This window comes from Pseudobacillus wudalianchiensis (genome assembly GCF_001685015.1).
GTDB classification, from domain to species: domain Bacteria; phylum Bacillota; class Bacilli; order Bacillales; family Domibacillaceae; genus Pseudobacillus; species Pseudobacillus wudalianchiensis.
Map to the genome: position 1 here is coordinate 23,338 of NZ_MAYT01000023.1, position 24,513 is coordinate 47,850.

The following is a 24,513-nucleotide window of genomic DNA, read 5'->3' on the forward strand; positions in this document are numbered from 1 at the left end:
CGAAATGGAGAAGTGGCGTTTTCGGCTACACAGCCAGATCGGCTTATGACCTCGAGGGGCAAGGAGGCGGAGCTAGACATGAAAAGCGGAAGGCGCTCGCCCAGCGCGATAGGAGGTTGGAGGGCTCGACAAGGAGTCGTTCTTTGACTCCGACAAAGAGACCGGAACCGCCGTACGGGCTGGCCGTTGCAACGAAACATCAAAAGCGAAACAAACTGCCCAAAAGTGGTACTAAAAATGAGAGGAGCTGCCCTAGAATCTTTCTAGGTGTGCAGTTTTGATATATTAATCGGACAAGGAGAGAAACAAATGATTTTTAAAGTGTATTATCAAGAAAACAGAAGTGAAGTAACAATACGTGAAAACACGAAAACTCTTTACACAGAAGCTGCTTCAGAACGGGAAGTGCGTCAGTCACTGAAAAACCGCCCTTATAATATCGAATACGTCCAAGCAATTGAAGGACCGTACCTAGCTTATGAACAACAGTCGCCAAATTACCGATTGGAGAAGCTTTAATTTATGAAATCCGTTAAAAATGATCAAACAGCTGTTTTTGCCCTTGGCGGTTTGGGTGAAATCGGAAAAAACACCTATGCAGTACAATTTCAGGATGAGATCATTTTAATCGATGCCGGCATTAAATTCCCTGAAGACGAATTGCTTGGTATCGACTACGTCATTCCCGATTACACGTATTTAGAGAAAAACGCTGACAAAATCAAAGGATTATTTATTACCCATGGGCATGAAGACCATATCGGTGGTATTCCCTATCTACTTCGTCAAGTGAACGTTCCAATCTATGGTGGAAAATTGGCACTGGGCTTAATTAAAAACAAATTGGAAGAACATGGTTTATTGCGTCAAACGAGGATGCATGAAATTCATGAAGATGACGTCATCAAATTTAGAAAAACATCGGTCACTTTCTTCCGTACAACGCACAGTATTCCAGATTCCTATGGCATTGTCGTGAAGACACCTCCGGGAAACATTGTACACACGGGTGACTTTAAATTTGATTTTACACCGGTTGGAGAACCGGCTAACTTAACTAAAATGGCTGAAATCGGCAAGGAAGGCGTGCTTTGCCTCCTATCCGACAGCACAAATAGTGAAGTACCGAACTTTACAATGTCTGAACGCCGGGTCGGTGACAGCATTCAAGACATTTTCCGAAAAGTAGAAGGACGGATTATTTTCGCTACGTTTGCTTCTAACATTCATCGATTGCAGCAAGTGGTAGAAGCAGCTGTAGAAAATGGCCGGAAGGTAGCCGTATTTGGCCGAAGCATGGAAGCAGCCATTAATATCGGACAAGACTTAGGCTACATTCGCTGTCCAAAAGATACTTTCGTTGATAACCAGCAGCTCAACCGACTACCCGCTGATCAAGTAACCATTCTTTGTACAGGAAGTCAAGGAGAACCAATGGCTGCCCTGTCTAGGATCGCTAACGGTACTCACCGGCAAATTCAAATTCAGCCAGGCGATACAGTTGTATTTTCATCTTCGCCTATTCCCGGCAACACCATCAGTGTAAACCGGACCATTAACGCGCTTTTCCGTGCAGGGGCTGATGTTATTCACGGTTCATTAAGCAATATTCATACATCCGGCCATGGAAGCCAAGAAGAACAAAAACTTATGCTGCGCTTAATCAAACCTAAGTTTTTCATGCCGATTCACGGAGAATACAGAATGCAGAAAATGCACGCTCAACTCGCTGTTGACTGCGACGTCCCTGAAGATCACTGTTTTATTATGGACAATGGAGAAGTGTTGGCTCTTAGCAAAGATTCTGCTCAGCTCGCTGGCAAAATCCCTTCTGGTTCCGTCTATATTGATGGAAGCGGTATTGGCGATATCGGCAACATTGTTTTACGTGACCGCCGTATTCTATCCGAAGAAGGGCTCGTTATCGTTGTAGTGAGCATTAACATGGAAACCTATAAAGTAGAAGCAGGACCTGATATCATTTCACGCGGTTTCGTCTATATGCGCGAATCAGGCGATTTAATTTACGAGGCGCAAAGCATGTTAAACAAACACATCCATCGTATTCTCAGCCAGAAAACGACTCAATGGTCGGAGATTAAAAATGAAATCATCGACACACTCGCTCCTTTCCTTTACGAAAAAACAAAGCGTCGCCCGATGATCCTTCCAATCATTATGGAAGTTTAATTCAATCATCCACCGTCCAAGGCTGTCTCTCAAAGTGTGTCATACACGAGAGGCAGCCTTTTTATTTTTCCTATAAAAAAGATGCAGTACGCAGCTGCATCTTTAGGTTTCATCCAGGCTGAATAGCCGGAAGTTCTCTATAGGTAATATAATTTATACAAATGTAACGATTATATCGATACTTCTATTAAGCATTCATTACTTTTTGTTCGAAACGATTAATATCTGAGTCAGCACCGATGACGATCAAGATGTCTCCCTCGGCTATCTTTTCATCTGCTTGCGGAGACACAAAGATCTCTCTTCCTCTTTTAATCGCGACAATGTTAATGCCATATCGTGCACGGATATCTAAATCGATTAGCGAGTTTCCTGCCAACACTTTATTCGCTACAATTTCCATAATAGAATGCTCATCCGACAGCTCTAAGTAATCAAGTACATTATTAGAAATCATATTATGGGCAATTCTCCGCCCCATATCCCGCTCTGGATGGACAACGTGATCTGCTCCAATTTTTCTAAGTACTTTTTCGTGGTAATCATTTTGCGCTTTTGCGGTAACCTTTTTCACCCCAATTTCTTTTAACATTAACGTTGTTAAAATACTGGACTGAATATCATCACCAATCGCTACGATGACGTGATCAAAATTACGGATGCCAAGACTTTTTAACACCGATTCATCCGTTGTATCCGCTACAACGGCATGTGAGGCAATAGCAGCAAATTCATTGACTCGGTCCTCATCCACATCGATCGCCATTACTTCCATTCCTTGCTCTGAAAGCGCCCGGCATATGCTGCCGCCAAAACGACCGAGACCTATTACGACAAATTCTTTTTTCACGTACATTCCCCCACTAATTCATCGAAGTTTCATTACTTGACCATTCTAACATAGAAGATAACGCTATACGATACCTCTATTTATTGTTTTTTTCCTTTTATATAGTCCGCATCAAACAGGAATAGCTTCATCAACAAATAAAGAGATGGAATTAGCAGCAAGAGCCCTAATATGAAGACGATCACAAGCGCCATCGCCATTGTTTCGTTTGTGACACTCTCATGCAAGATAACATGCGGATATAAAATATAAGGCAAATGAGACGCACCATAACCAAAAAAAGCAAAGAAAAACTGCAGCATCACCATAATAAAAGCCGTCCCAAAATGTTTTCTTATATAAATTAAGTACGACGCCATCATAAAGCAAACAAGAGACATAGCGAACATCCACCAATACTCACTAACAGCCTTTTGAAAATGCTCAGGATTATGTTCCCGGAGCGACACAAATACGAGTAGACTCGCCAAGATTGTTGGAGGACTCCATAATAAAGCAAATTTACGAAGAATAGCTCTCGCTCCCCTATCGTTTGCCCGATCTGCGTAGTAAGTTAAGAAAGCGGCGCTAATAAACAGAACAGACACAATAGACAGCGCGACTACACTCCAAGAATAAGGGCTTGTAAACAGCTCCTTTGCCAAAAAGGTAACCTTGTTGCCTTCAACGTTTAGAAATCCACCTTCAGAAATTGTTAAGGCGGTCGAAAGCGAGGCGGGAATCAATAAACCCGTCGCTCCATATAAAAATAAGTAAACAATATTATTTTTCGAACCGTAATTGTTAAAAGCGTAGAAAGACCCGCGTATAGCCAGCAAAATGATCGCTATACTACCAGGAATAAGCAGGGCCGTTCCGAAATAATAGGCTGTACTAGGAAAAAAGCCAACTATTCCGACAAAGAAAAAGACAAAAAAGACGTTTGTTACTTCCCAGACCGGTGATAAATATCTGGAGATTAAGTCATTAATTAAATGGTCTTTTTTCGTTATTTTCCCATAATAAGCGAAAAAGCCAGCACCGAAATCAATGGACGCAACGATTAGATAACCATATAGAAACGTCCAGAGAACTGTAATGCCGAGAAGTTCTAAATTCATGCCTCTTATCCTCCTCTATTTACTCAAGGGTTTGGGAAACGTTTTTCCAGTTCAGCTTCTGCCGGCGTATTTTTAAACATCCGAATTAGTACGATGACACAAAGCACTCCAAGCACTAGATAAAGAAGAGCAAACAAAATAAACGTAAGCCCGACTCCGTCACCAGTCGTGGCCGCTTCCGATACTTTCATATATCCTCTCAATATCCATGGCTGACGTCCTACTTCCGCATAGATCCAACCGAATTCAATCGCAAGCATTGCAAGCGGGCCAGAGGCGGTAATCATCCATAGCAACGGTTTGTTTAACTCGTTAAACCGTTTAATTTTATCCATTAGAATATAAATACCTGAAACGGCGAGAACGAAGAAACCGATTGAAACCATCAGATCAAACATATAATGAATCCATAATGGCGGACGCTCATCTTCTGGAAATTCATTTAATCCAATGACTTTCGTATCGAACGAGCTGCCAGCTAAAAAGCTCAAAAATCCCGGGAGACGAATTTCATTTTTTATTTCATTGTTTTCGTCAAGCGTACCGAACAAAATTAAGTCGGCATTTTTTTCTGTCTCGAAATGCCATTCTGCAGCTGCCAGCTTCTCAGGCTGTTTTTCGGCCAAAAACTTAGCTGATATATCTCCAGCAACAGCAGTCAAGATAGAAAAGATAAAGGTACAAATCATCGTCAGCCGTAAAGCTTTTCTTTCATACTGACTGCGTTTTCCTTTCATAATAGCAAAAGCAGCAATGGCTGCCAGCACAGCAGCAGCAGTCATGTAAGACGTAGTTAATACGTGAAATACTTTAGATGGAGTAGCAGGATTAAACATTGCAGCAATCGGATCAATATTAACCGCTTTTCCACTTTTCAATTCAAATCCTTGGGGCGTGTTCATGAATGAGTTTACTGTCGTAATAAACAAAGCTGACGCAGAAGAGCCGATCATTACGGGAATCGTTAAAACCCAATGTGTCATACGGTTTTTAAACCGATCCCATGTGTACAAATAAATGCCAAGAAAGATCGCTTCAAAGAAAAAAGCGAATGTTTCCATAAATAAAGGCAAAGCAATGACCTGTCCAGCCACTTCCATGAAACTCGGCCAAAGGAGCGATAATTGAAGGCCAATAGCCGTTCCCGTTACAACGCCTACAGCGACTGTTATCGTGAAGCCCCGGGCCCAGCGCCGTGCTAACAATAAGTAATACGGGTCGTTTCTTTTGATCCCAATAAATTCAGCGATCGAAATCATGATCGGAACCCCTACACCAATCGTAGCGAAAATAATGTGAAATGCTAATGTCATTGAAGTCAACATCCGGCTGAGCATGACACTATCCAGTTCCATACAGAGCCCTCCTTATTTTTACATCTTCAGTTTATTTTTCCTATTCACTCTATTCTAAACGCTTGGCACGAGGAAAAGTCCCTTTCTTGATGAAGATTTTGTGACTTTTTTCACAAACTCACTTAATAAAAAAACCAGCTCATTAGCTGGCTTCTTTTATTATTGGGCATTTTTCTCCATTTCATCTAACACGCGATTTACACGTTTTTCGAGCATTTTCATGCCGCTGCCTCCAGCTTGGAAATGACGAAGATTGCCATCTTTATCAAATACGTAATAAGCAGGAACATACTGATTCTCAAATGCTTCTGTTAATTTATGCTCGCTGTCTACGAAAATTGGCTGTGTAATTTCATGTTCTGCTGCCACTGACTTAATTTCTTCTAAATTAAGGTCATCTTCAGAACGAGGCATATGTACAGCTACGACATTAAGCTTGTCACTGTATTCATCACGGAATTCATTTACTTTTGGCATTGCTTCTTTACATAGATGACAGCTGATAGACCAAAAATGGATAAGTGTTGGCTTTTCTCCGACTAGCTCATCCTTCGTTACTTCACCGTTCAACCAAGCAGTTGCACCTTGTAATTCTGGCATCGGTTCTCTAAGTTTCATTTGAATAGCCTCCTTATTTCTAAAAAAGGCCTAACAAGTAAGTTAGGCCTCTAGATTTGTTATGCTTAATGAAGTCTTCACAAAGAAAGATTATAGAGTTTTTTGGCCTGGCTTCCAGTTTGCAGGGCAAAGTCCGCCTGTTTGAAGCGCTTGAAGAACACGAAGTGTTTCATCTACATCACGGCCGATATTGTTGTGGTTTACTACTTGGTATTGAAGCTCGCCTTCTGGATTGATGATGAATAATCCACGAAGTGCAACTCCTTCTTCTTCAATCAATACGCCATATTCACGAGCTACAACATGATTTGTGTCAGCAGCTAATGGATATTTAAGATCGCCAAGACCGTTGTCTTTGCGGTCAGTGTTAATCCATGCTAAGTGAGTGTGAATAGTATCTGTAGAAACGCCGATTACTTCTGCATCAAGATCTTCGAACTCATCATAACGATCAGATAAAGCAGTAATTTCTGTTGGACATACGAAAGTAAAGTCCATTGGATAGAAGAATAATACTGTCCACTTGTCGTTTTTCATGTTTTCTTCAAGACTTACTTTTCCAAACTCCTTATTAGCCAATACTGCTTCCATTTCAAAACGTGGAGCTTGTTTTCCTACCATGCGTTCTGCCATCGCTAAAATCCCTCCAAAATTAAAATTCATTATAAATGAGAAAGTAAATGATTATTCTCAATTACTCCCCTGATCACAATTATTATTATAATAGATACAAGCATTATCGTCAACAGTTGTTTATAATAATTTTAAAAAAGAAATTAATACAAACGTTTAGTTGCCCTCACTTAAAAATGCCCTTTACTGTTATTCCCTGCTGTTCTATTTTTAAACGCTATCATTTATATCCAGTGTAACATGATCTTTCCGGACAACCAAATAATAACTTCTGCAGCTGCTTTGAAAGGAAAGAACTGTTCTGATTTTTCCAAAAGCAAGCAGCAGGTGAAATAAAACCGCTTACTTCCAGCCAGTTAAGAAAGTGTATGAAAATACCTCGTCAGCGCTTCAATGCCGACTGTAATCGCTTCTTCATTTGGATTTAGCTTAGCATGATGAAGACCATAATCAGAACCTACCCCAAGCCAAAACATTAACCCAGGGATTTCTTTTAGCATATAGCCAAAGTCTTCTCCCGTCATCGCTTCTTTGCAAATAACGAGCTGAATGTCTTCTTGATGCTCCATAAAAGATATAAAACGTTCTGAAACAGCAGGATCGTTATTTACTTGATAGTAATTACAGCCATAATCAATGGCAGCCGTGCATTCAAAGCCGACTTCAATCCCTTTTACAAGCGCTTCAATACGCTTTTTCACTTTTAACATAGATTCTGCAGATAACGTCCGAATCGTTCCTTCAAGGCGAGCGGTTTCAGCGATAATATTTTGAACCGTCCCTCCTGTTAGCTTGCCAATCGTGACAACTGCACTATCCAGCGGATTCGTATTTCGAGATACAACCGTTTGCAGCTGAGTAATTAAATGAGCAGCCACAACGACCATATCCTTTGTCTCGTGAGGAAAAGCCGCATGGCCTCCTTTTCCTGTTAAGTCAATAAATAATTCGGAGGTGTTAGCAAACAACATGCCTTCTTTTGTGGCAATCGTTCCTGCTGGATATTCAGGAGCAATATGCAGTGCGTATATTTCATCCGGCAACCACTCACTCATCTCTTTACTCTCTATCATCGGTTGTGCTCCGCCAGGCCCTTCTTCAGCCGGCTGAAAAATAAAAAGCAAATCGGGATCAATTTCATGATGGACAAAATGAGTCAGCACCCCTAAAGCGATGCTCATATGGACATCGTGACCACAGGCATGCATGAAGCCTGGATGGGAGGATTGAAAATCGAGGCCTGTCTGTTCCTCAATCGGCAGTCCGTCCATATCAGCACGATAGCCGATCGTACGCTGCCCTGTTTTGCCTTTTATTTTGACTAGAATGCCTGTTCTCCACGTTTTGACTTCCAATCGTTCCTGAGGAAGAGAACGCAAATATTCCAAAATATAGCTTTGTGTCTTATACTCTTTAAATCCAAGCTCAGGAATTTGATGAAGGTCTCTTCGGATACTTATAAACGGACTGTATTCCACTTTTCCCACTCACTTTCTTTAATAAAGAAGCACGGGCTGCAGCCCGTGCTTCTTTCGGTTTCTCTTCCATGCTGCTTACAGCTTGCGTAATTCCTGCATGATTTCTGTTTTTGACTTTGTCTTATCGTCAATTTGCTTAATCACTCTTGCTGGTGCCCCTACTGCTACTGAAAACGGCGGAATATCCTCTGTGACGATTGCACCTGCTGCCACGACAGATCCTTGTCCGATTCTTACCCCTTCTAATACGACAGCATTTGCACCGATTAACACATCATCTTCAAGAACAACCGGTTGTGCAGAAGGCGGCTCAATTACTCCCGCTAATACTGCGCCAGCGCCAACGTGGCAGTTTTTCCCTACTGTTGCGCGTCCTCCGAGCACAGCGTTCATATCAATCATCGTTCCTTCACCAATAACAGAACCAATGTTAATCGAAGCCCCCATCATGATGACAGCATTATCACCAATTTCTACTTGGTCACGAATAATCGCACCTGGCTCAATACGTGCCTTAATTCCTTTTAAATCAAGCAAAGGAATCGCTGAATTGCGACGATCGTTCTCTACAACATACTCTTCAATTTTGCCTTCGTTTTGTTTGATCGCTTCAGAAATTTCTGACCACTCGCCAAAGACAACACCTGAACGGCCTTCAATAAATGTTTTAGCAGAAGCGCCAAAATCAATTCCTTCAAGTTCACCTTTTACGTATACTTTAACTGGTGTTGATTTCGTGCTATTGCTAATAAAAGAAATAATTTCATGTGCATCCATCATTTTCATGCTATGTATTCCTCCCACTCTTCATCTATACTGCGAAAAGCTAAAAATTTTACTTCGCATTTCTTCTTAATTTATCAGAGTAAAGAACATTTCACAAGAATATTTTATCTTTACTTGCACTCTTCCACTACTTCAAGAAATGCCTGAACCTGCCTTAATTCAAAGGCAGAATCATATCCAAGGAGCCATGTATCCCGGCGAAGAGGACGCTGTTCCTCATCAAGCAAAGGCAGCTTATATACATCTCCCTCTACTTCATCCAGCGTGATGGCCGGCAAAATGGCATACCCAATTCCATTAAAAGCCATTTGTTTACACGTTTCTATTTGGTCAACAATAATAGACTGTTTAGGTGCCATTTGAAATTGCCGGTGCCACCATTCCTGTATTTCTTGAAAATAAGTGGAATCGCTCTTAAATTGAATAAATGGCTTGTCGGTTGTCAGGATTTCTTCAACATTCCGGATTTCTCTGTCTACTAAATAGAGACTATCTTCAAAAAGATGAATTTTCCGTCCTTTCCACTCTGGCATTCCGCGGATAATGCCAATATGCACTTCCCCCTCATAAAGTGCTTTAGAAATTTCACTGCTCCACCCCGTCATTAAGGATATTTTGGCGTAAGGATACTTTTTCACGAAGCGCTTTAATACTTTTGGCAGCCACTTTTGCCCGACAATGGAGGCACAGGCGATCTTTAATGTACCGTATACCTCTGATTCAAGAGCTTGAATATTTTCCTGTACCTTTTCTCTTTTTTCGACGACCTCTGCAGCAAACTGCACGATCATTTCTCCCGGCGGCGTTAAAGATAACCCTTTTGTCGACCTATTGAAAATCTTTGTGCCCCATTCTTTTTCAATTGTTTGTAGCCGCTGTGACAGTGCCGGCTGTGAAACGAACAGACGCTGAGCTGCTTTTCTCATATTCATTTCTTCCGCTAAAACCTTTAATAGTTGAAATTCCGAAAATATCATACCGCTTCCCTCCAAACTACGAGTGAATCACTCACCCTTTTTTAACAGTAATAGGAAGAGAAAAGAAAACACAGCGAAAATAAGCACCACTACATAAACGGAATGCAGTGAACTCGATAAGCCTTCCTGTAAAATATGAAACATCTCATCCGAAAGCTTGCTGCCTTCCCCGCCAAGCAGCTTATTAATCGAATCAATGGACAAAGACTGGATTTCTTCATTAGGCTGCCTGTCCAAGAAAGCCTGCAGCCGGCCATTTAAAACACCGCCAAGCAAAGCAGCCCCTACTGTGTTTCCTAAGTTTCTCATAAACATATTAGCCGCAGTCGCCGCCCCCCGCTGATTCCATTCTACCGAGTTTTGAATTGAAACGATGAAAGCAGTCGAAGTAAGACCCATACCGACACCGACGAAAAAGGAAGAAATAGCCGCCCACCAGGGTCCACTTTCCGCATTCATCAACACGAACAACGCACTGCCAAGAATCAGAGATATGCCGCCAATTATTGTCGTTTTGCGATAACCGATAGACAAAAGCATTTTCCCTGAAAGCGTTGAAGCAATAGGCCATCCGATTGACATAGCGGTTAGTGTAAATCCAGCAATCGTCGCATTCTCTTCCATTACGCCTTGTACATAAGTCGGTAAAAAACTCGAAATCCCGATCAGCATAACACCCGTTGTAAAAGACACGATATTAGCGATCAAGATAGAACGAACTTTCCAAAGATCAAAAGGCATCATAGGAGATGCAGTTCGCTTTTCTATCCAAATAAAAGAAATAAAAGCGATAGCTGTTGCAGCAAACAAAAGGGCGCTCTTCCCAGATAACCAAGGAAATTTTACTCCGCCCTCCACTAATAAAAACATGAGGCAAGAAATAGAAATTAAAAATACGAAAGTACCAGCATAGTCGATTTCCGGTTTTTTCTTTTCAATATTTTCATGTAAAAATAATAGTAAACCGGCAATAGCTAATAGACCTAGCGGTAAATTAATCCAAAACACAAAACGCCAACTGACGAATTCTACAAGCAATCCACCAAGAGCAGGACCCGTCACTGCTGAGATTCCCCAAACACTTGAAAGATATCCCTGTACTTTCGCCCGCTCTTCTGTCGTATAAATATCGCCTACAATCGTGCTGGCAATCGGCATTACAGCCCCTGCACCAAGACCTTGAATCAGACGGAAGAAAATGAGCTGTTCCATAGAAGTGGCCAGCCCGCACAAAAAGGAACCGATAAGAAAAATTAAAATGCCGATAATCAGCACAGGCTTGCGCCCAAAAATATCAGATAGCTTTCCGTAGATTAATACAGTGGCTGCATTCATTAATAAATATGAAGAAAATACCCAGCTATAAAGAGAAAAGCCGCCCAAATCTGCTACGATAGCAGGCATCGCCGTAGAAACGATCGTTGCTTCAATCGCCCCTATAAACATGGCCAGAATAACAGCGGCTAACACAAATGGGCGCTTCGTCACTTTCCTTTCCTTGTGAAGTGCATCGTTCAACTTCTATTTCCTCCCTGCAGACTACAAAAAAACCGGTCCATCATTAAAAGAAGCTCTCATCTTTCCCATGCTTCTCTTAATGAAGGGAATCCGGCCAAAAGTAAAAATTGTAGTTTATTTAAGCTGATCTACGTGATAGTTCAAATGTTTAAGAATGACTCTTCTCGTCAATATACCTTGAAATACACCTTCTTCATCTGTTACACACAAAAAAGGATGATTGATTAACAATCCGAGCGCTTTTCGAAAATGGTCATGGATCGTAAGCCATGGCTTATCAGTCGCCATCACTTCTTCCACTTTCATATGCTCTAGCTTTTCAAACTCAATTCTCTCTAATCCAAGAATCGCTTCCGTAATCATCGGTGAGCTAATTAATCCTTGAAGCCTGTATTTGGCATCTAATACTGGAATAGCTGTATATCCGCTCTTCGTTAAAATTAACAAAGCATGCTCTAAATTATTCCCTGGCTGCACGTGGGCAACTTTCTCGGCAGGAATAATATAATCCATAATATTCGTATGAAGGACATCTTTACTCTCGAAAGAAATCATCTGACTACTACCCCTTTACACTTTTCTGAGCGCTTTCTTCTTGTGGTTAGGCATCTCGCACTCCCCATTGTCTAAGGTACTTTCTTTGATTATAGCAAATCTTCCCCATACATTTCCATGACTCCCCAAAAGCCCCGCTTACGCTTCGTTGTAAGCAGGGCTAGAATATCATTATTACTGCTGTTTTTCTTCTTGAAGAAGTTCGAAGATTTCAATGGCAGTCATATCGATGTCATCGAAAGGATACTTATTGCCCTTTCCATCTTTATCGTATACTTCCAACTCAAATGTATCTTTTCCTGGAAAGAACTTAACCTGGCACAGCGTCTTGCCGTTTACTTCAAACAAGCGTTGCTGAACCTCTCCGTTTTCTCCGCCTTCTTGTAATGATTTCAATCGCTGAATAATGCCTGCTAATTGTGACATAAAATGATTGGCTCCTTTCACCTTGCTAATTCGATATTTATTTTGGTTTTGACTGTCCCGTATCTGTTTGTTATAAAATAAATAGGCAAAAGAAATATACCATACATCTATTTTATATCCAACTATTTTATTTTTTATATTATATTCAAGAAGAACAAAGGAGAAACCCAATGATGCCTGTTATTTTATATACCCAGCCTGAATGCCCCCCATGCCAAATCGTTAAACTATTTTTAAATGACCGCGGTGTTCGCTATGAAGAGAAAAATATTGCAGAGGACGAATCCGCAAAGCAAGAATGGAGAAATAAATGGAATGCTTCTTCTACTCCAACAGTAGTCGTTCAAGATGAAGCGGTGAGAGGCTTCGATCTTGAAGCTTTAATGAATTATTACAAAAAAATGGAATGTAGAACCGAAAGGATGGGCCATAAGATCTTTCTCTTCCATCCTTTTTTCTTGCCGTTACACAGCTGGCAGATAAGGTAAGGACAAAAGGTGAAATCAGGAAAACGCACTTTAAAGCAGGAACGATTAACCTGATGAGCCAATACAAAACAATTTATAAATATCTCTGTTTCCATTACTATTGATAATGTCCAACCCTATTTGAAAGAGTGAAAAATATGAAAGAAAAACTTTCTCGCCGGTCGTTTTTAAAACAATCCCTCACGTTCTTGCTTTCTCTTCTCGGACTGGCAGGAGGAGGGTATTCTTATGCGAGGTTCATTGAGCCAAAGCGCCTGCAAATCAATGAAGTGGCCGTTACGCATGAATTAATTCCACGCGCTTTTCATAATAAACGAATCGTTCAATTTAGTGATACTCATTTAGGTTTTCAATATACAGTAAAACAATTAAATGAACATGTGGAAAAGATCCATTCGCTTCGTCCAGATTTCATCTTCTTCACCGGTGACTTGCTGGATAGACCAGACACATATAGTCCAGCAGAAACAAAGACGGTTACCTCTATTCTCCAAAAATTGCAAGCTCCTTTAGGGAAATTCGCTGTTTATGGCAATCACGACCACGGCGGTTACGGAACAGACCTTTATAAATTTATTATGCAGGAATCTGGATTTCAACTTTTAAAAAACAAATCAGTTGAATTAAGACATTTGAACGAATCTATTTATTTGCTCGGTATTGATGATGCCTCACTCGGACAGCCTAGTTTCAGCCAGACTAAAAAGAAAGTAAAAGAAGGGCATTACCTTATCCTGCTTTCCCATGCACCTGATCTAGCAAAAGAGGCCGCAAATGCCGGTATTCATTTACAATTAAGCGGGCATTCCCATGGCGGCCAAATCCAACTCCCCTGGTATGGAGCCCTGTACACGCCACCCTATGCCGAAATCTATAAAGAGGGACAATATATAGTAGATGGAGAAACAAGATTAGCTCTTTATGTGAATCGCGGACTTGGCACAACAAGGCTGCCTTTTCGCTTTTTGTCCATTCCTGAAATCACGGTTTTTACGTTAAAATCTCCAAGCTAAGGAGAAAAGCGGCTTGAATAGATTCACCTGCCTTTTTAGAAAGGCTGTCTCAGCAGCCTTCTTTTTCGTTAGGTTTGTTACATTTGATTGTTGATTTTTGTTGCAGTCAGATACTTTTCACTCTAATTCCCTTATTAAACACCCATTCATCATTTAACAAAGCATTTAGTTAAAAAATTAAAATAATTCAGATACTTTTCAATCAACTAAAAAAAGGTTATAATGGGTTAAAATTAGTCTGAAAGGAGTCCTTTAATTGAGTACGCATAAAGAATCTCCTGCCCATTCTCCATCTACTTCAAACCTCGCTAAAGCAATCTTTACTGTCAATCGGCATGCTAAGACGGCTACGAATCCTAAATACCTTTATTTATTAAAAAAGAAAGCACTTTTGAAGATGATCCAGGAAGGACGGGCAGAAAAAGCCGGCCTTCACTTTTCGAATAATCCAAAGAACAGTCAGCAACAATCAGATGTTCTCGTCGTGTGCGGCGAGTACACTTTTCATATTCCGCCCTGTAAAGAAGACTTTGCCACGCTCCCTCATTTTGGCAGCTTAGATCAAAAAAAGCGAAATCCAAAGACATACATGAATTTAACTGAAGCAAAACGAATTTTACAATTATATACCGGATTTATTGAAAAGAGTGAACGTACTTTCCCTCAGAAAAAGCAATATCAAAAACCGGTATTTAAACCGCTCGGCCAATCCTATTAAAATAGATCGTTTCTCTTCTTAAGTCAGCTTTTTAAAGAGAATTTTTAAAAAACTGACTTGATTGGAATAACACTCTTTATAAAACTCTATAATTTGATCGTGCAAACAAAAAAAACACCGGTGCTTCCGGTGTTTTTTCGTTATGATCTTAGAGGACAAATTGATCAATATGCTTAATAAGCTCGGCAATCTCCGGCTTACTAACTTGAGCATTGGCTCCTACTTCATCCCCTTTGTGGCGTAGATCCTCCGTAATTAACGAGGAAAAGATCACAACTGGAAGATTCTTCAGTAAAGCATGTTCCTTTACTCGTTTCGTCAAATGATGTCCGTCCATCTGCGGCATTTCAATATCCGTGATTAAAAGCTGTGCTCCCTTTCCAGCTGCGACTTCGTCGGCCTGGTTTTCTAAGAACTCGAGCGCTTGTTTGCCATTCTCAAAGAATTCTACTGCATCGTAGCCCGCTTCCGCGAGTGTATCGCTAATTAATTTTCTTAACAGCGGAGAATCTTCGGCAACGATAAGACGCTTTTCTGACCGCTCTCTTTTGCCAAGCTGTTTAATTTGTCCTATGTGGATACCTGATTCGGGATTAATATCAACAATTACCTTTTCAAAGTCGAGCAGCAAAATCATTTCTCCGTTTATTTTAATTACTCCGATGACTTGACTGCTGCCTCCCTGGTACATATCAGATGGCTTTTCAATATCTTCCCAGGAAATTCGATGAATTCGTGTAACATTCTGAACGTGGAAAACGACCTTTTGTTTGTTAAACTCCGTAACGATGTATTTATCCGTCTCTCCTGTTTTGCCTCCTGGCAAGCCCAGCACCTTCGCCATATCCACTAATGGCAACACTTCCCCGCGCAACTGGATAATCCCTTCAATATGCTCATGAGCGTGCGGGATAAACGTGACAGCGACCGGCTGAATAATTTCTTTTACTTTAATAACATTAATTCCGTACTTGTTGCCACACACCTCGAATTCCACAATTTCTAATTCATTTGTTCCACTTTCCAGTAAGATCCCGTTATCATTATTCATTCATTTGTCCCCTTATCGATTCTATTTACCCTATCATTAATAATGTCGGTCTTTTTTAGAGAATATTTAGACTCGCTAGCATAACATGTTCATTTAGAATAAAGTTTCCTCCAAATATTAGCGTTCCCCTTCATTTATTGATAAATAGAAAGACTATATCGTGAAAAATGCTTAATCAATTTACTAAGCCTTCTTATTAAACATACCCGTCAGACTAATGAGAATATTTTTAAAAAACATCATTTTTATGTTCAATCAATAAGACGATTCCTATATAATACACTGTAAGAATTATTGATACAGAACTTATGTTAATGAGAAGGTGATCATAAAATGGAAAACTTTTATCTGTTTGTCCTTATGTGTGTTTTTTTTATTATTTTACCAGGCCCCGATACTGCCATTACTACAAAAAATACGATCACTGCTGGGAAGTCCGGGGGGCTTAAAACCGTTCTCGGCATTTGCTGTGCCCTTTCTATCCATACTTCTGCTGCCGTATTTGGACTCTCAGCTATCATTGTAAAATCAGCGTTATTATTTTCTGTCTTTAAATATGTAGGCGCTGTTTACTTACTTTACTTGGGGGTTAAGACATTATGGTCTTTAAAGAAAAAAGAAGAAGCAGCAAGCATTCAGGCAAACACAAAAAGCAAGTTTGGAAGCACCTCTTGCTTTAAACAAGGATTCTTTACAAACCTTCTGAACCCTAAAGTCGCGATTTTGTTCTTAACCTTTTTCCCTCAGTTCGTTGACCCTGGCAGTCATACTTTTTTACCGTTTCTCATGATGGGGATGACTTATACCGCACTGACTATCATATGGTCTTTGCTTTATGTTTATTTGATTCATCATATTAGTGCTTTTATGAAAAAACCTAAAACACAAAATATGATTGAAGGAATCACCGGAACCATCCTGATAGGATTTGGTGTAAAGCTAGTTCTTGAAAAGGCTCCTAATTAGATTATTCTTATGTATTAGGCAAGCCCCTTCGATTTCCCTAAATCGAAGGGGCTTATTTTTATAGCTATGTTCAACGAAAGTCCCTCACTGAAAGAAGCTAAAACCCCTTATTTCACTCCTGCTTTTTCTTATTGCGAAGCTGGAGCCAGCCTGCTTTTACAAACATAAAGAACATCCCGACGGCAATAACTGCCATCACAGCAAGAACAAGAAAATAGCCGTAAGAAGTGTGCAATTCCGGCATGTTATCGAAATTCATGCCATAGATTCCAGCAATAAACGTTAACGGCATAAAAATAGTGGTAATAATCGTTAACGTCATCATAATATTGTTCATTTTATCTGAGCTGACCGATAAGTAGCTATCACGGACATCTGAAGAAAATTCGCGATAGGATTCCAGCATTTCTACTAATTTCAATAGGTGGTCATGAATATCACCAAAATAAATATGGCGGTCTTCTATATATTCTAACCGGGTCGAATTCAACAGCCGGTAGAGCAGGTCTCTCATTGGGATAATGGTTCTTCTTAATTTAGACATATGGTGGCGGATATCAAATAGGCGGTCAATTAAGTTGTTTCGCGGATTTGTATCCAGTTCCTCGTCTATGCTGTTTAATGCATCCTCCACATGATAAACTAACGGAAAATACTCATCCACGAACCTGTCAATCAATCTATGTAAAATAGAAGCCGGACCTTGGCGCAGTCTTTCATTTTCTACTATACTTCTCCATACTTCATCTAATTCATTTACAGGCCGCTGATGAACTGTGACGATCATTTCTTTATTCATAAACACACCTACTTCTTTTCCTTCAAACTCCTTTTTATCAAGCGCATGAACAAGAAAAAAAGCATAATTCTCATAAAAATCCAGCTTAGGCCGGCCGCTTTGGTTATCAAGACAATCCTCTACCGCCAAAGGATGAAAATGAAAAAAACGCTTTAACAGCTTTGCCTCTTCTTCTTTCGGATTGAAGAAATCAACCCAGTACCATAGCGTATCTTTTGCTTTTGTCTCTTCTAAAGGAGCATCAAAAACTAATTGGCCATTTGTTTTTAACATGCAAATTTTAATCATTTTTTTCTCCATTGTTCTTCATTTTCACTACTGTCTGTCTATTTCAATGCTACAATATATCATATCCATATAGAAAGGCGGCAAACTCATTGGAACACTTGATCAATGAACAGGTAAAAAATATTCAGATTTCTGGTATTCGTAAATTTTTTAATCTAGTCGGCGGGATTGACGATATGGTCTCTCTTACAATCGGGCAGCCCGACTTCCTCACACCCGAGCATGTCAAAGAAGCAGGCAAAGAAGCGATTGAAAACAATTATACAACCTATACCCATAACGCTGGCTTCCTTGAACTGCGGAAAGCGGCGGCTGATTATGTACATACAAAATATCATTTAACATACTCTCCGGAGTCAGAAGTAATCGTAACAGTCGGAGCCAGCCAGGCCATTGACATTACCCTGCGCACACTTTTGTCACCAGGGGATGAAGTTATTTTACCAGGACCCGTGTATCCTGGCTATGAACCCATTATCCAAATGTGCCAGGCTAACGTACGTACCGTCGATACACGGACAAATGGATTTAAGCTGACAGCAGAATTAATCAGCGATGCGTTAACAGACAAAACGAAAGCTGTTATTTTGCCTTACCCGTCCAATCCAACAGGCGTCAGTCTGACAGAAGCTGAACTAAAAGCGATTGCGGACCTGTTAAAGGGAAAAGACGTCTTCGTGATCGCTGATGAAATCTATAGTGAACTGACGTTTGATGCGCCTCATGTATCGATTGCTTCCTTTCTCAGAGAGCAGACAATTGTCTTAAATGGCCTGTCTAAATCACATGCGATGACAGGATGGCGAATCGGCTTCTTATTTGCTCCTGAAACGATCGCCCAGCACATTTTAAAAGTACATCAATATAACGTGTCGTGCGCTTCTTCTGTTTCACAAATGGCGGCGTTAGAAGCTGTGTCAGCCGGTATAGATGACGCCCTTCCGATGCAAAGGGAATATAAGAAGCGACGGGATTATGTATTTGAGCGACTGTCTGCTATGGAAGCGGACGTAGTAAAACCAGACGGCGCCTTTTACTTCTTTGTAGCGATTCCCAACTGGGTTCACGAATCCTCTTTTGACTTCTGCTACAAACTTGCGATGGAACAGCGGGTAGCCGTCGTTCCTGGCAGCGCTTTTTCTGAATTTGGCGAAGGATATTTTCGACTTTCTTTTGCCTACTCCATGGAAGAGTTGCGCAAAGGGCTTGATCGCATTGAAAAGTTTTTAACTACTATGAAAAAGTAAAAGCACTTGGAGCCGGTTCAATCCAGCCGACTCCGAGCGCTTTTTTGTTTACTTCTCTTTTTGATTTTTGTCTGTATTGCGTTGTAAGATAGCACCTGCTATTGATATTCCGATTAAATAAGGAACAATAAGCATGCCATAACCTGTACCATACTCTGTAATGTCAGAAGTAAAATGGAGATACACTCCCCAGAGGATATAGACGCTATACCCTATGATGACCGTGATTAACCATTTCCACTTTTTAGTGAGAAGTGGAAAAAGCAGCGGGCCGCCGATGAAGATAAGTAAAATGATGATTTGCGAAAAACTAGTGGCCACCATATAGCCTCTTTCTAAACGTCCTATCTTGGGCGCTGCTTTGTAAACCCATGACCTTTCCTACCCCCATCTGAATCTTCCATTTATAACTAAGTTTTTAATATAATAATAAACTCAACACTCTTCTTTAGAAGAGCCTTCTTTAAAGCTAATTCCAATAGTTAAACAAAGCTTGCGTACCGCTCTCTTCCTCTCCTCGTGCAGCGAGCTCTTCATACATCTTTTTTGCAAGAGATAGCCCTGGTAATTCCAATCCCATTTTTTCTGCTTCTTCAATGGCAATTTTCATATCCTTTATAAAATGTTTAACATAGAAGCCCGGAGCAAAGTCTCCTTGAATCATTCTTGGTGCCAAATTAGATAGAGACCAGCTTCCTGCTGCCCCTGTAGAGATGCTTTTTAGCACGTTGTCTAAATCTAGTCCCGCTTTTTGCGCATATAGCAGGGCTTCACAAACCCCAATCATATTCGTTGCGATGGCAATTTGATTGCTCATTTTTGTATGCTGTCCTGCTCCGGCTTCTCCTTGATAGACGATATTGCTGCCAATCGTTTCGAAAAGCGGCAAGGCTTTTTCAAATGCCGCTTTGCTGCCGCCCACCATAATAGCCAGCGTTCCGTTTTTCGCCCCTGTGTCTCCACCGGATACAGGAGCATCTAGCGCTTCTACTCCTTTTTCGCGTGCTTTTTCATAAATATTTCGAGCAAGGCTTGGCTGAGATGTCGTCATGTCAATCACCATTTGCCCCTCACTGCTGCCTGCCAAAATCCCTTCCGCTCCTAAGTAGACTTCCTCTACATCATGCGGCTCGCCAACAATGGTAAACACAACCTCTGTTTGACAGGCTACTTCAGCAGGTGTTTTGCACCATACAGCGCCTTTATTTAATAGCTCTTCTGCCTTCTCTTGCGTACGTGTATAAAGAAATAATTGATGTCCTGCTTTCTGCAGATGTCCCGCCATGCTTTTTCCCATTACTCCTGTACCGATAAATCCAATTTTCATTTCCTTCACTACCTTCCCCACTTATATATAAAATAAGTTACTTTCCTCCGAACCTTTATGCAAACGCTCACTGAAAAAATTAAAAATAGACTTTGATTCTCATCTTTATGCTCTATTATGGTTCGTGCACACAAAAAAAAGACCTGCTTATCGGCAGGCCTCAAGAAAAGGGGGTTGTGAGTGAGAATCTCCAATTGATCATGCTTGGTTATATACTTCCCACTCTCTTGCCGAATTAAACCATAAAAAGAAACTTTTTTGTTTTTTCTCTATCATACTTGATTGTTGGTATTCACCATAGGTGGACGCCTTCCGTGAGAATCAACGACTAAAAACATCCTTCTCTCTTAACAGAGCCTTGTTTTTAAATAGAACGAATCATTCCGCCATCTACTAGAAAGCTGCTGCCTGTCATATATGTATTAGCGTCAGAAGCTAAAAAAGCAACCACATTAGCGAATTCTTCCGGTTGCCCATAACGGCCAAGCGGGATTCTTTTTTTAATTTGTTCATCCAATTGTTCCATAGAAATCCCCTGCTTTTCAGCGTTTATTTTATCAAGATACTTCAAACGGTCTGTCGCAATACGGCCAGGAGCTACTGTATTAACTAGAATTCCATACCGGGCAAACTCTTCCGCCAACGTTTTGGAAAGACCGACAATTCCAGTACGGAACGTATTTGACAAAATTAATCCTGAAATGGGCTCTTTAATAGAAGAAGAAGCGATATTGATAATCTTGCCGCCTTGTTTTTTTAGATGGGGCAAAGCTTCTCTTATCGACCGAATATAAGATAATAAATTTAGTTCAAAGGCTTGCTGCCATTGTTCATCACTCATATCTTCAAATGATCCGGCAGGCGGTCCTCCTGCATTATTGATTAAAATATGAATGGCCCCGAACTTTTCCACAGTGTTATGGACGACTGCCTTGATATCTTCCAAATTTGTAATATCACAAGCTGTATAATCGACTCTTCCCTGATTCTCTCTCTCTAGCTCCTGCTTTACTTCTTCTAGCTTGCTGCTATTTCTGCTGGCAAGCATCACATTTGCCCCTCCTGCTGCCAGTTTAGCTGCAATCGCTTTTCCGAGCCCTTGACTTGAAGCAAGAACGACGGCTGTTTTTCCTTGAAAAGTTTGATCCACTTTAACAACCTCCTTTTCCTTTATCTGCATATTATTATAGTATATTTAGAATTTTCCTTCACTTTTTATTTCTCTGCTTACTTAAGAAGTGGTTGAAGCCGCTCCATAAATAAAGGGGCTCTTATACTTAATTGTTAACTTCCGCTCTAATCAATTATTCAAAAAACAACTTCATCCTTAACAAAACCTAAATAAAAAAATCCGGACGATCACCGTCCGGATTCAAGTGGGGGAAAAATGAGAATGAAAAGGCTTAAGTAAATCTCATCATGTACTGTTACTTATTATTTACCGATAATCCCTTATTTAAACATTTTTTCATATTTTTATTTAAACAGCTTATAAAAACCTGCCTTCTTCTGTAACCGAGCTATTTAATAAAGAAACGTTCATTAGCTTCTCGGTTCCGCCATATAGTGATAGATAACAGAGCCGCCTCGCTGGGCAATTCCTCTAAAATGTTTAAAATCTTCTCTTTTCACCAATTCACGTTGAAAAATGAGGAAATGCTCTTTACTAACGTGACACTCATTAATTTCACCGTTTTTCAGTTGGTTCATTAGATTTTCTGCATCAGCTGCCGTCATAGCTATCCTTCTTTCTGAATTTTTTATCTTATCGGGCAAATCACTTTACTCTTTTTCAAAAATAAGGCAAACTGTAAAGTAATTCATTTTACCATTTATTATAACGCAAAAATGTTTTAAATCGATTCCTGTTAGGCCTTACTTTCCAAAGCTTAATATAAAAGCAATAAAGAAACAACAAGTAAAGCTGTGTGAATTTAAACTATGGAGGAGAGAGAAAAATGACAAAAGCAGAAGTGGGGAATGTGATTAGATTTAAAGGTGGACTGCAAGGAATTGTTGAAAAAGTGAATGAAAACTCGGTCATCGTTGACCTAACCATTATGGAGAATTTTAGAGAGTTGCAAATAGAAGAAAAAACGGTCGTCAACCACAAAAACTATACTATTATTCAGCCTTCTATCAATGCATAGTTTCATTACTCTAAAACTGCCGTGTATAAACCTCCTTTATACGCGGCAGTTTTTAATAGTTTGAGCATGTTACCTTCTCTGTTACAGCTTTGCTCTCATTCCTATTCGCCTAGTATTCCCTCTTTTCCTCATTATTAAGGGATTTCCATTCTATTTTTAATAGGCTTTTGTTAAAATAAGTGCTGTAATGAAAGAAAGGAGTTCAGAAAGATGGCACTTATTAAGGATTGGCGGCTGATTTTAAGTATCATCCTGGCGCATGTATTGCTCTACATGACGTTTTCAGATCGCGATATTTTTTGGTATTTATACACAGCTGCAAACCTTTTCTTCATCAGCTTTGCTATTATTAGCGAAAAAATAGATGATAAGCAGAAGACACGAAGTTATTTAAAATATGGTGTTCTATCAGGATTACTCTTATATGCACTCTTTTTCGCGGGTCACCTTCTTCTCCCCATCCTGCCTTTTTCCCTGGAAAAAGAAGTAGCGAGCATTTATCGGTGGTACTCTCCACAGTTCTCCTGGCACTATATCGTTTTGATACTTGTTTTTATCCCCGGAGAAGAATTATTCTGGCGTGGATTTATCCAAAAACGCCTTTCCATCTATTTCAATGACTTAACAGCGATTATTGCCGCTTCCGTGTTATACGCCTCTATCTTCCTTTACTCAGACAAATTTATCTGGGTACTTGCTGCTTTTATCGCTGGCTTATTCTGGGGATCATTGTACGTATGGAAACGCAGTGTACCAATGCTCATTATTTCTCATCTCGTATTTGATGTACTCTTAATCGTCCTGCTTCCGCTTTTCTAGGAAAATAAAACGAACCGTTGCGGTTCGTTTTATTTTTTCCAAAGTAATAGGAGAAACAATAAACTAATCATTCCAAACAACGGATATAGGAAACCAAGCAGCGTGCCATAGGAAACTTGGCTTAATAAAAATCCAGCAGAGAAAATAAGAAGAAACAAAAGAGAAGCTGGCCAGCGGATATGATTCTCAAGCTGCTGCTTCAAGCCATAGGCGTTCCCAATCACTGATGTAAAGATCTCTCCATAAATAAGAAAAGCATAAATGAAATGAAAGGCAGGAATCAGTTTTTCCACAATCTGAGCCATTGGGATATCATATTTCGCAACATCTGCTAATTGAATTAAACTGACATGACTCGCGATCATCAGGCATGTTAATACGACTCCTCCTAAAAAAGCCCCTTTTTTAATCGTCTGCCGATCCTTTATTTCAAATGCAAGCGGGACTAATACAGCTTGTGCCAAAGCTAAATTAAAAGCTGCATAACTAAATGGCGAAGTCCAGACCTTCCATGTATGATGAGATGTTTCTTTCATAAAAAGATTTTCTAGAAAATCAGGCTGTGCTATCGCTTCACTCGCAGTATACAAATGAAACACAATCATAAGCGGAACAACGAAAACATTGACAGCCAGCAACCCTGTTACCCCTTTTTTCATCACTAAAAAACCGATCACAATTGTTAACAGGATGCCGGCATTTGCCGGAATATGAAATCTTTCTGAAAATAAGGCTCCCGTCCCCGAAAGCATAACACCAGTAACTCCAATCAACATAAAAAATTGAATAAACGTAGCCGCTAGACCAAACCTTTCACCAAAGAGGTACGCGTTAAATTCCTCAAAAGACTTTGCTTGTACATCCATTGCAACCAGCATGATTTTCGCTCCAAGAAAAATAAACAAACAACCACTTATAATGATTCCAAACAGTCCATAAAAGCCGAATTGTGAAAAAAACTGAACGATTTCTTTTCCGGTCGCAAAACCTGCACCAATGATAGTTCCAACATAAACAGCCGCTATTTGGCAGGCTCCACCCCATGTCTTCAAAGCCATCCCCCGCTTTATACGTGTTAGTTCACCTTATGCTTGTCTTTCACTTTCAAGAAGAAAAAAATTTTTTGATAAAACACTTGAAAGTCAAAGAAGGTCAGAGTAT

General features: G+C 40.2%; 27 protein-coding genes. 9 read left to right on the forward strand and 18 right to left on the reverse strand.

Going from position 1 to position 24,513, the window contains the following annotated elements:
* Positions 1-309: 309 nt before the first annotated feature.
* Positions 310-519 carry a DNA-dependent RNA polymerase subunit epsilon gene (locus tag A8F95_RS10695; protein WP_065410503.1) on the forward strand — a complete coding sequence of 70 codons (210 nt, stop codon included), beginning with the start codon at positions 310-312 and terminating at the stop codon, positions 517-519.
* A gap of 3 nt (positions 520-522) precedes the next feature.
* The gene (gene rnjA, locus A8F95_RS10700; RefSeq protein WP_065410504.1) at positions 523-2,190 is read left to right on the forward strand and encodes a ribonuclease J1; all 1,668 of its coding nucleotides are present in this window, start codon (positions 523-525) and stop codon (positions 2,188-2,190) included.
* A 187-nt stretch (positions 2,191-2,377) separates the two neighbouring features.
* Here rnjA and A8F95_RS10705 read toward each other — a convergent pair whose 3' ends face one another.
* The 11 genes from A8F95_RS10705 to A8F95_RS10755 all read right to left on the reverse strand — a co-directional run bounded on the left by A8F95_RS10705 (position 2,378) and on the right by A8F95_RS10755 (position 12,486).
* Positions 2,378-3,040: a potassium channel family protein gene (locus A8F95_RS10705; RefSeq protein ID WP_077247324.1), complete on the reverse strand. Its 663-nt coding sequence runs from the start codon at positions 3,038-3,040 to the stop codon at positions 2,378-2,380.
* Positions 3,041-3,120: 80 nt separating this feature from the next.
* Positions 3,121-4,140 (reverse strand): cytochrome d ubiquinol oxidase subunit II, encoded by a 1,020-nt coding sequence (locus tag A8F95_RS10710; protein ID WP_065410505.1) that lies wholly within the window; start codon positions 4,138-4,140, stop codon positions 3,121-3,123.
* A gap of 23 nt (positions 4,141-4,163) precedes the next feature.
* Complete coding sequence (locus tag A8F95_RS10715) at positions 4,164-5,495, reverse strand: cytochrome ubiquinol oxidase subunit I (protein ID WP_065410506.1); 1,332 nt, start codon at positions 5,493-5,495, stop codon at positions 4,164-4,166.
* A gap of 159 nt (positions 5,496-5,654) precedes the next feature.
* Positions 5,655-6,113, reverse strand: a complete 459-nt coding sequence (locus A8F95_RS10720; protein ID WP_065410507.1) for a TlpA family protein disulfide reductase — start codon at positions 6,111-6,113, stop codon at positions 5,655-5,657.
* Between the two features lie 90 nt (positions 6,114-6,203).
* A complete protein-coding gene (gene ahpA, locus A8F95_RS10725) occupies positions 6,204-6,746 on the reverse strand; it encodes a biofilm-specific peroxidase AhpA (RefSeq protein WP_049661274.1) in 543 nt (180 codons plus the stop codon).
* Between the two features lie 356 nt (positions 6,747-7,102).
* Complete coding sequence (locus A8F95_RS10730; RefSeq protein WP_065410508.1) at positions 7,103-8,224, reverse strand: N-acetyldiaminopimelate deacetylase; 1,122 nt, start codon at positions 8,222-8,224, stop codon at positions 7,103-7,105.
* Positions 8,225-8,299: 75 nt separating this feature from the next.
* A complete protein-coding gene (dapD, locus tag A8F95_RS10735) occupies positions 8,300-9,010 on the reverse strand; it encodes a 2,3,4,5-tetrahydropyridine-2,6-dicarboxylate N-acetyltransferase (RefSeq protein ID WP_049661270.1) in 711 nt (236 codons plus the stop codon).
* 110 nt (positions 9,011-9,120) lie between these two features.
* The gene (locus A8F95_RS10740; protein ID WP_065410509.1) at positions 9,121-9,987 is read right to left on the reverse strand and encodes a transcriptional regulator CcpC; all 867 of its coding nucleotides are present in this window, start codon (positions 9,985-9,987) and stop codon (positions 9,121-9,123) included.
* Between the two features lie 27 nt (positions 9,988-10,014).
* On the reverse strand, positions 10,015-11,433 hold the full coding sequence (locus A8F95_RS10745; RefSeq protein ID WP_077247354.1) for an MDR family MFS transporter: 1,419 nt from the start codon (positions 11,431-11,433) through the stop codon (positions 10,015-10,017).
* Positions 11,434-11,619: 186 nt separating this feature from the next.
* A complete protein-coding gene (gene cbpB / locus A8F95_RS10750; protein ID WP_049661264.1) occupies positions 11,620-12,060 on the reverse strand; it encodes a cyclic-di-AMP-binding protein CbpB in 441 nt (146 codons plus the stop codon).
* Positions 12,061-12,234: 174 nt separating this feature from the next.
* Entirely contained in the window at positions 12,235-12,486 is a 252-nt protein-coding gene (locus A8F95_RS10755; RefSeq protein WP_065410894.1) for a YkuJ family protein, read from the reverse strand.
* Between the two features lie 170 nt (positions 12,487-12,656).
* Between A8F95_RS10755 and A8F95_RS10760 the strand changes: the two genes are divergently transcribed.
* The 3 genes from A8F95_RS10760 to A8F95_RS10770 all read left to right on the forward strand — a co-directional run bounded on the left by A8F95_RS10760 (position 12,657) and on the right by A8F95_RS10770 (position 14,705).
* The gene (locus tag A8F95_RS10760) at positions 12,657-12,974 is read left to right on the forward strand and encodes a glutaredoxin family protein (RefSeq protein WP_065410511.1); all 318 of its coding nucleotides are present in this window, start codon (positions 12,657-12,659) and stop codon (positions 12,972-12,974) included.
* Between the two features lie 137 nt (positions 12,975-13,111).
* Positions 13,112-13,987, forward strand: coding sequence for a metallophosphoesterase (locus A8F95_RS10765; protein ID WP_065410512.1), 876 nt, complete (start codon positions 13,112-13,114; stop codon positions 13,985-13,987).
* A gap of 256 nt (positions 13,988-14,243) precedes the next feature.
* Positions 14,244-14,705, forward strand: a complete 462-nt coding sequence (locus A8F95_RS10770) for a YkyB family protein (protein WP_049661258.1) — start codon at positions 14,244-14,246, stop codon at positions 14,703-14,705.
* A gap of 148 nt (positions 14,706-14,853) precedes the next feature.
* On the opposite strand, the gene A8F95_RS10775 is transcribed toward A8F95_RS10770, so the two are convergent.
* A complete protein-coding gene (locus A8F95_RS10775; protein ID WP_049661256.1) occupies positions 14,854-15,756 on the reverse strand; it encodes a chemotaxis protein in 903 nt (300 codons plus the stop codon).
* 333 nt (positions 15,757-16,089) lie between these two features.
* On the opposite strand from A8F95_RS10775, the gene A8F95_RS10780 reads away from it, so the two are divergent.
* Entirely contained in the window at positions 16,090-16,722 is a 633-nt protein-coding gene (locus tag A8F95_RS10780; protein ID WP_065410513.1) for a LysE family translocator, read from the forward strand.
* Positions 16,723-16,834: 112 nt separating this feature from the next.
* Here the strand turns inward: A8F95_RS10780 and corA are convergent, their stop codons facing one another.
* Positions 16,835-17,794, reverse strand: a complete 960-nt coding sequence (gene corA / locus A8F95_RS10785; RefSeq protein WP_245671258.1) for a magnesium/cobalt transporter CorA — start codon at positions 17,792-17,794, stop codon at positions 16,835-16,837.
* A 104-nt stretch (positions 17,795-17,898) separates the two neighbouring features.
* Between corA and A8F95_RS10790 the strand changes: the two genes are divergently transcribed.
* A complete protein-coding gene (locus A8F95_RS10790) occupies positions 17,899-19,056 on the forward strand; it encodes an aminotransferase A (RefSeq protein ID WP_065410515.1) in 1,158 nt (385 codons plus the stop codon).
* Positions 19,057-19,104: 48 nt separating this feature from the next.
* Here the strand turns inward: A8F95_RS10790 and A8F95_RS10795 are convergent, their stop codons facing one another.
* The 4 genes from A8F95_RS10795 to A8F95_RS10810 all read right to left on the reverse strand — a co-directional run bounded on the left by A8F95_RS10795 (position 19,105) and on the right by A8F95_RS10810 (position 22,120).
* Positions 19,105-19,380 (reverse strand): hypothetical protein, encoded by a 276-nt coding sequence (locus A8F95_RS10795; RefSeq protein ID WP_141676261.1) that lies wholly within the window; start codon positions 19,378-19,380, stop codon positions 19,105-19,107.
* 145 nt (positions 19,381-19,525) lie between these two features.
* Positions 19,526-20,383 (reverse strand): NAD(P)-dependent oxidoreductase, encoded by an 858-nt coding sequence (locus A8F95_RS10800; protein WP_065410895.1) that lies wholly within the window; start codon positions 20,381-20,383, stop codon positions 19,526-19,528.
* A gap of 364 nt (positions 20,384-20,747) precedes the next feature.
* Positions 20,748-21,533 carry an SDR family oxidoreductase gene (locus tag A8F95_RS10805; protein WP_245671260.1) on the reverse strand — a complete coding sequence of 262 codons (786 nt, stop codon included), beginning with the start codon at positions 21,531-21,533 and terminating at the stop codon, positions 20,748-20,750.
* Between the two features lie 392 nt (positions 21,534-21,925).
* Complete coding sequence (locus A8F95_RS10810) at positions 21,926-22,120, reverse strand: hypothetical protein (RefSeq protein ID WP_065410518.1); 195 nt, start codon at positions 22,118-22,120, stop codon at positions 21,926-21,928.
* Between the two features lie 221 nt (positions 22,121-22,341).
* On the opposite strand from A8F95_RS10810, the gene A8F95_RS10815 reads away from it, so the two are divergent.
* Entirely contained in the window at positions 22,342-22,533 is a 192-nt protein-coding gene (locus A8F95_RS10815; protein ID WP_065410519.1) for a YkvS family protein, read from the forward strand.
* A gap of 210 nt (positions 22,534-22,743) precedes the next feature.
* A complete protein-coding gene (locus A8F95_RS10820; protein ID WP_065410520.1) occupies positions 22,744-23,352 on the forward strand; it encodes a CPBP family intramembrane glutamic endopeptidase in 609 nt (202 codons plus the stop codon).
* A 29-nt stretch (positions 23,353-23,381) separates the two neighbouring features.
* Here the strand turns inward: A8F95_RS10820 and A8F95_RS10825 are convergent, their stop codons facing one another.
* Entirely contained in the window at positions 23,382-24,410 is a 1,029-nt protein-coding gene (locus A8F95_RS10825; RefSeq protein WP_342669953.1) for a YkvI family membrane protein, read from the reverse strand.
* Positions 24,411-24,513: the final 103 nt, after the last annotated feature.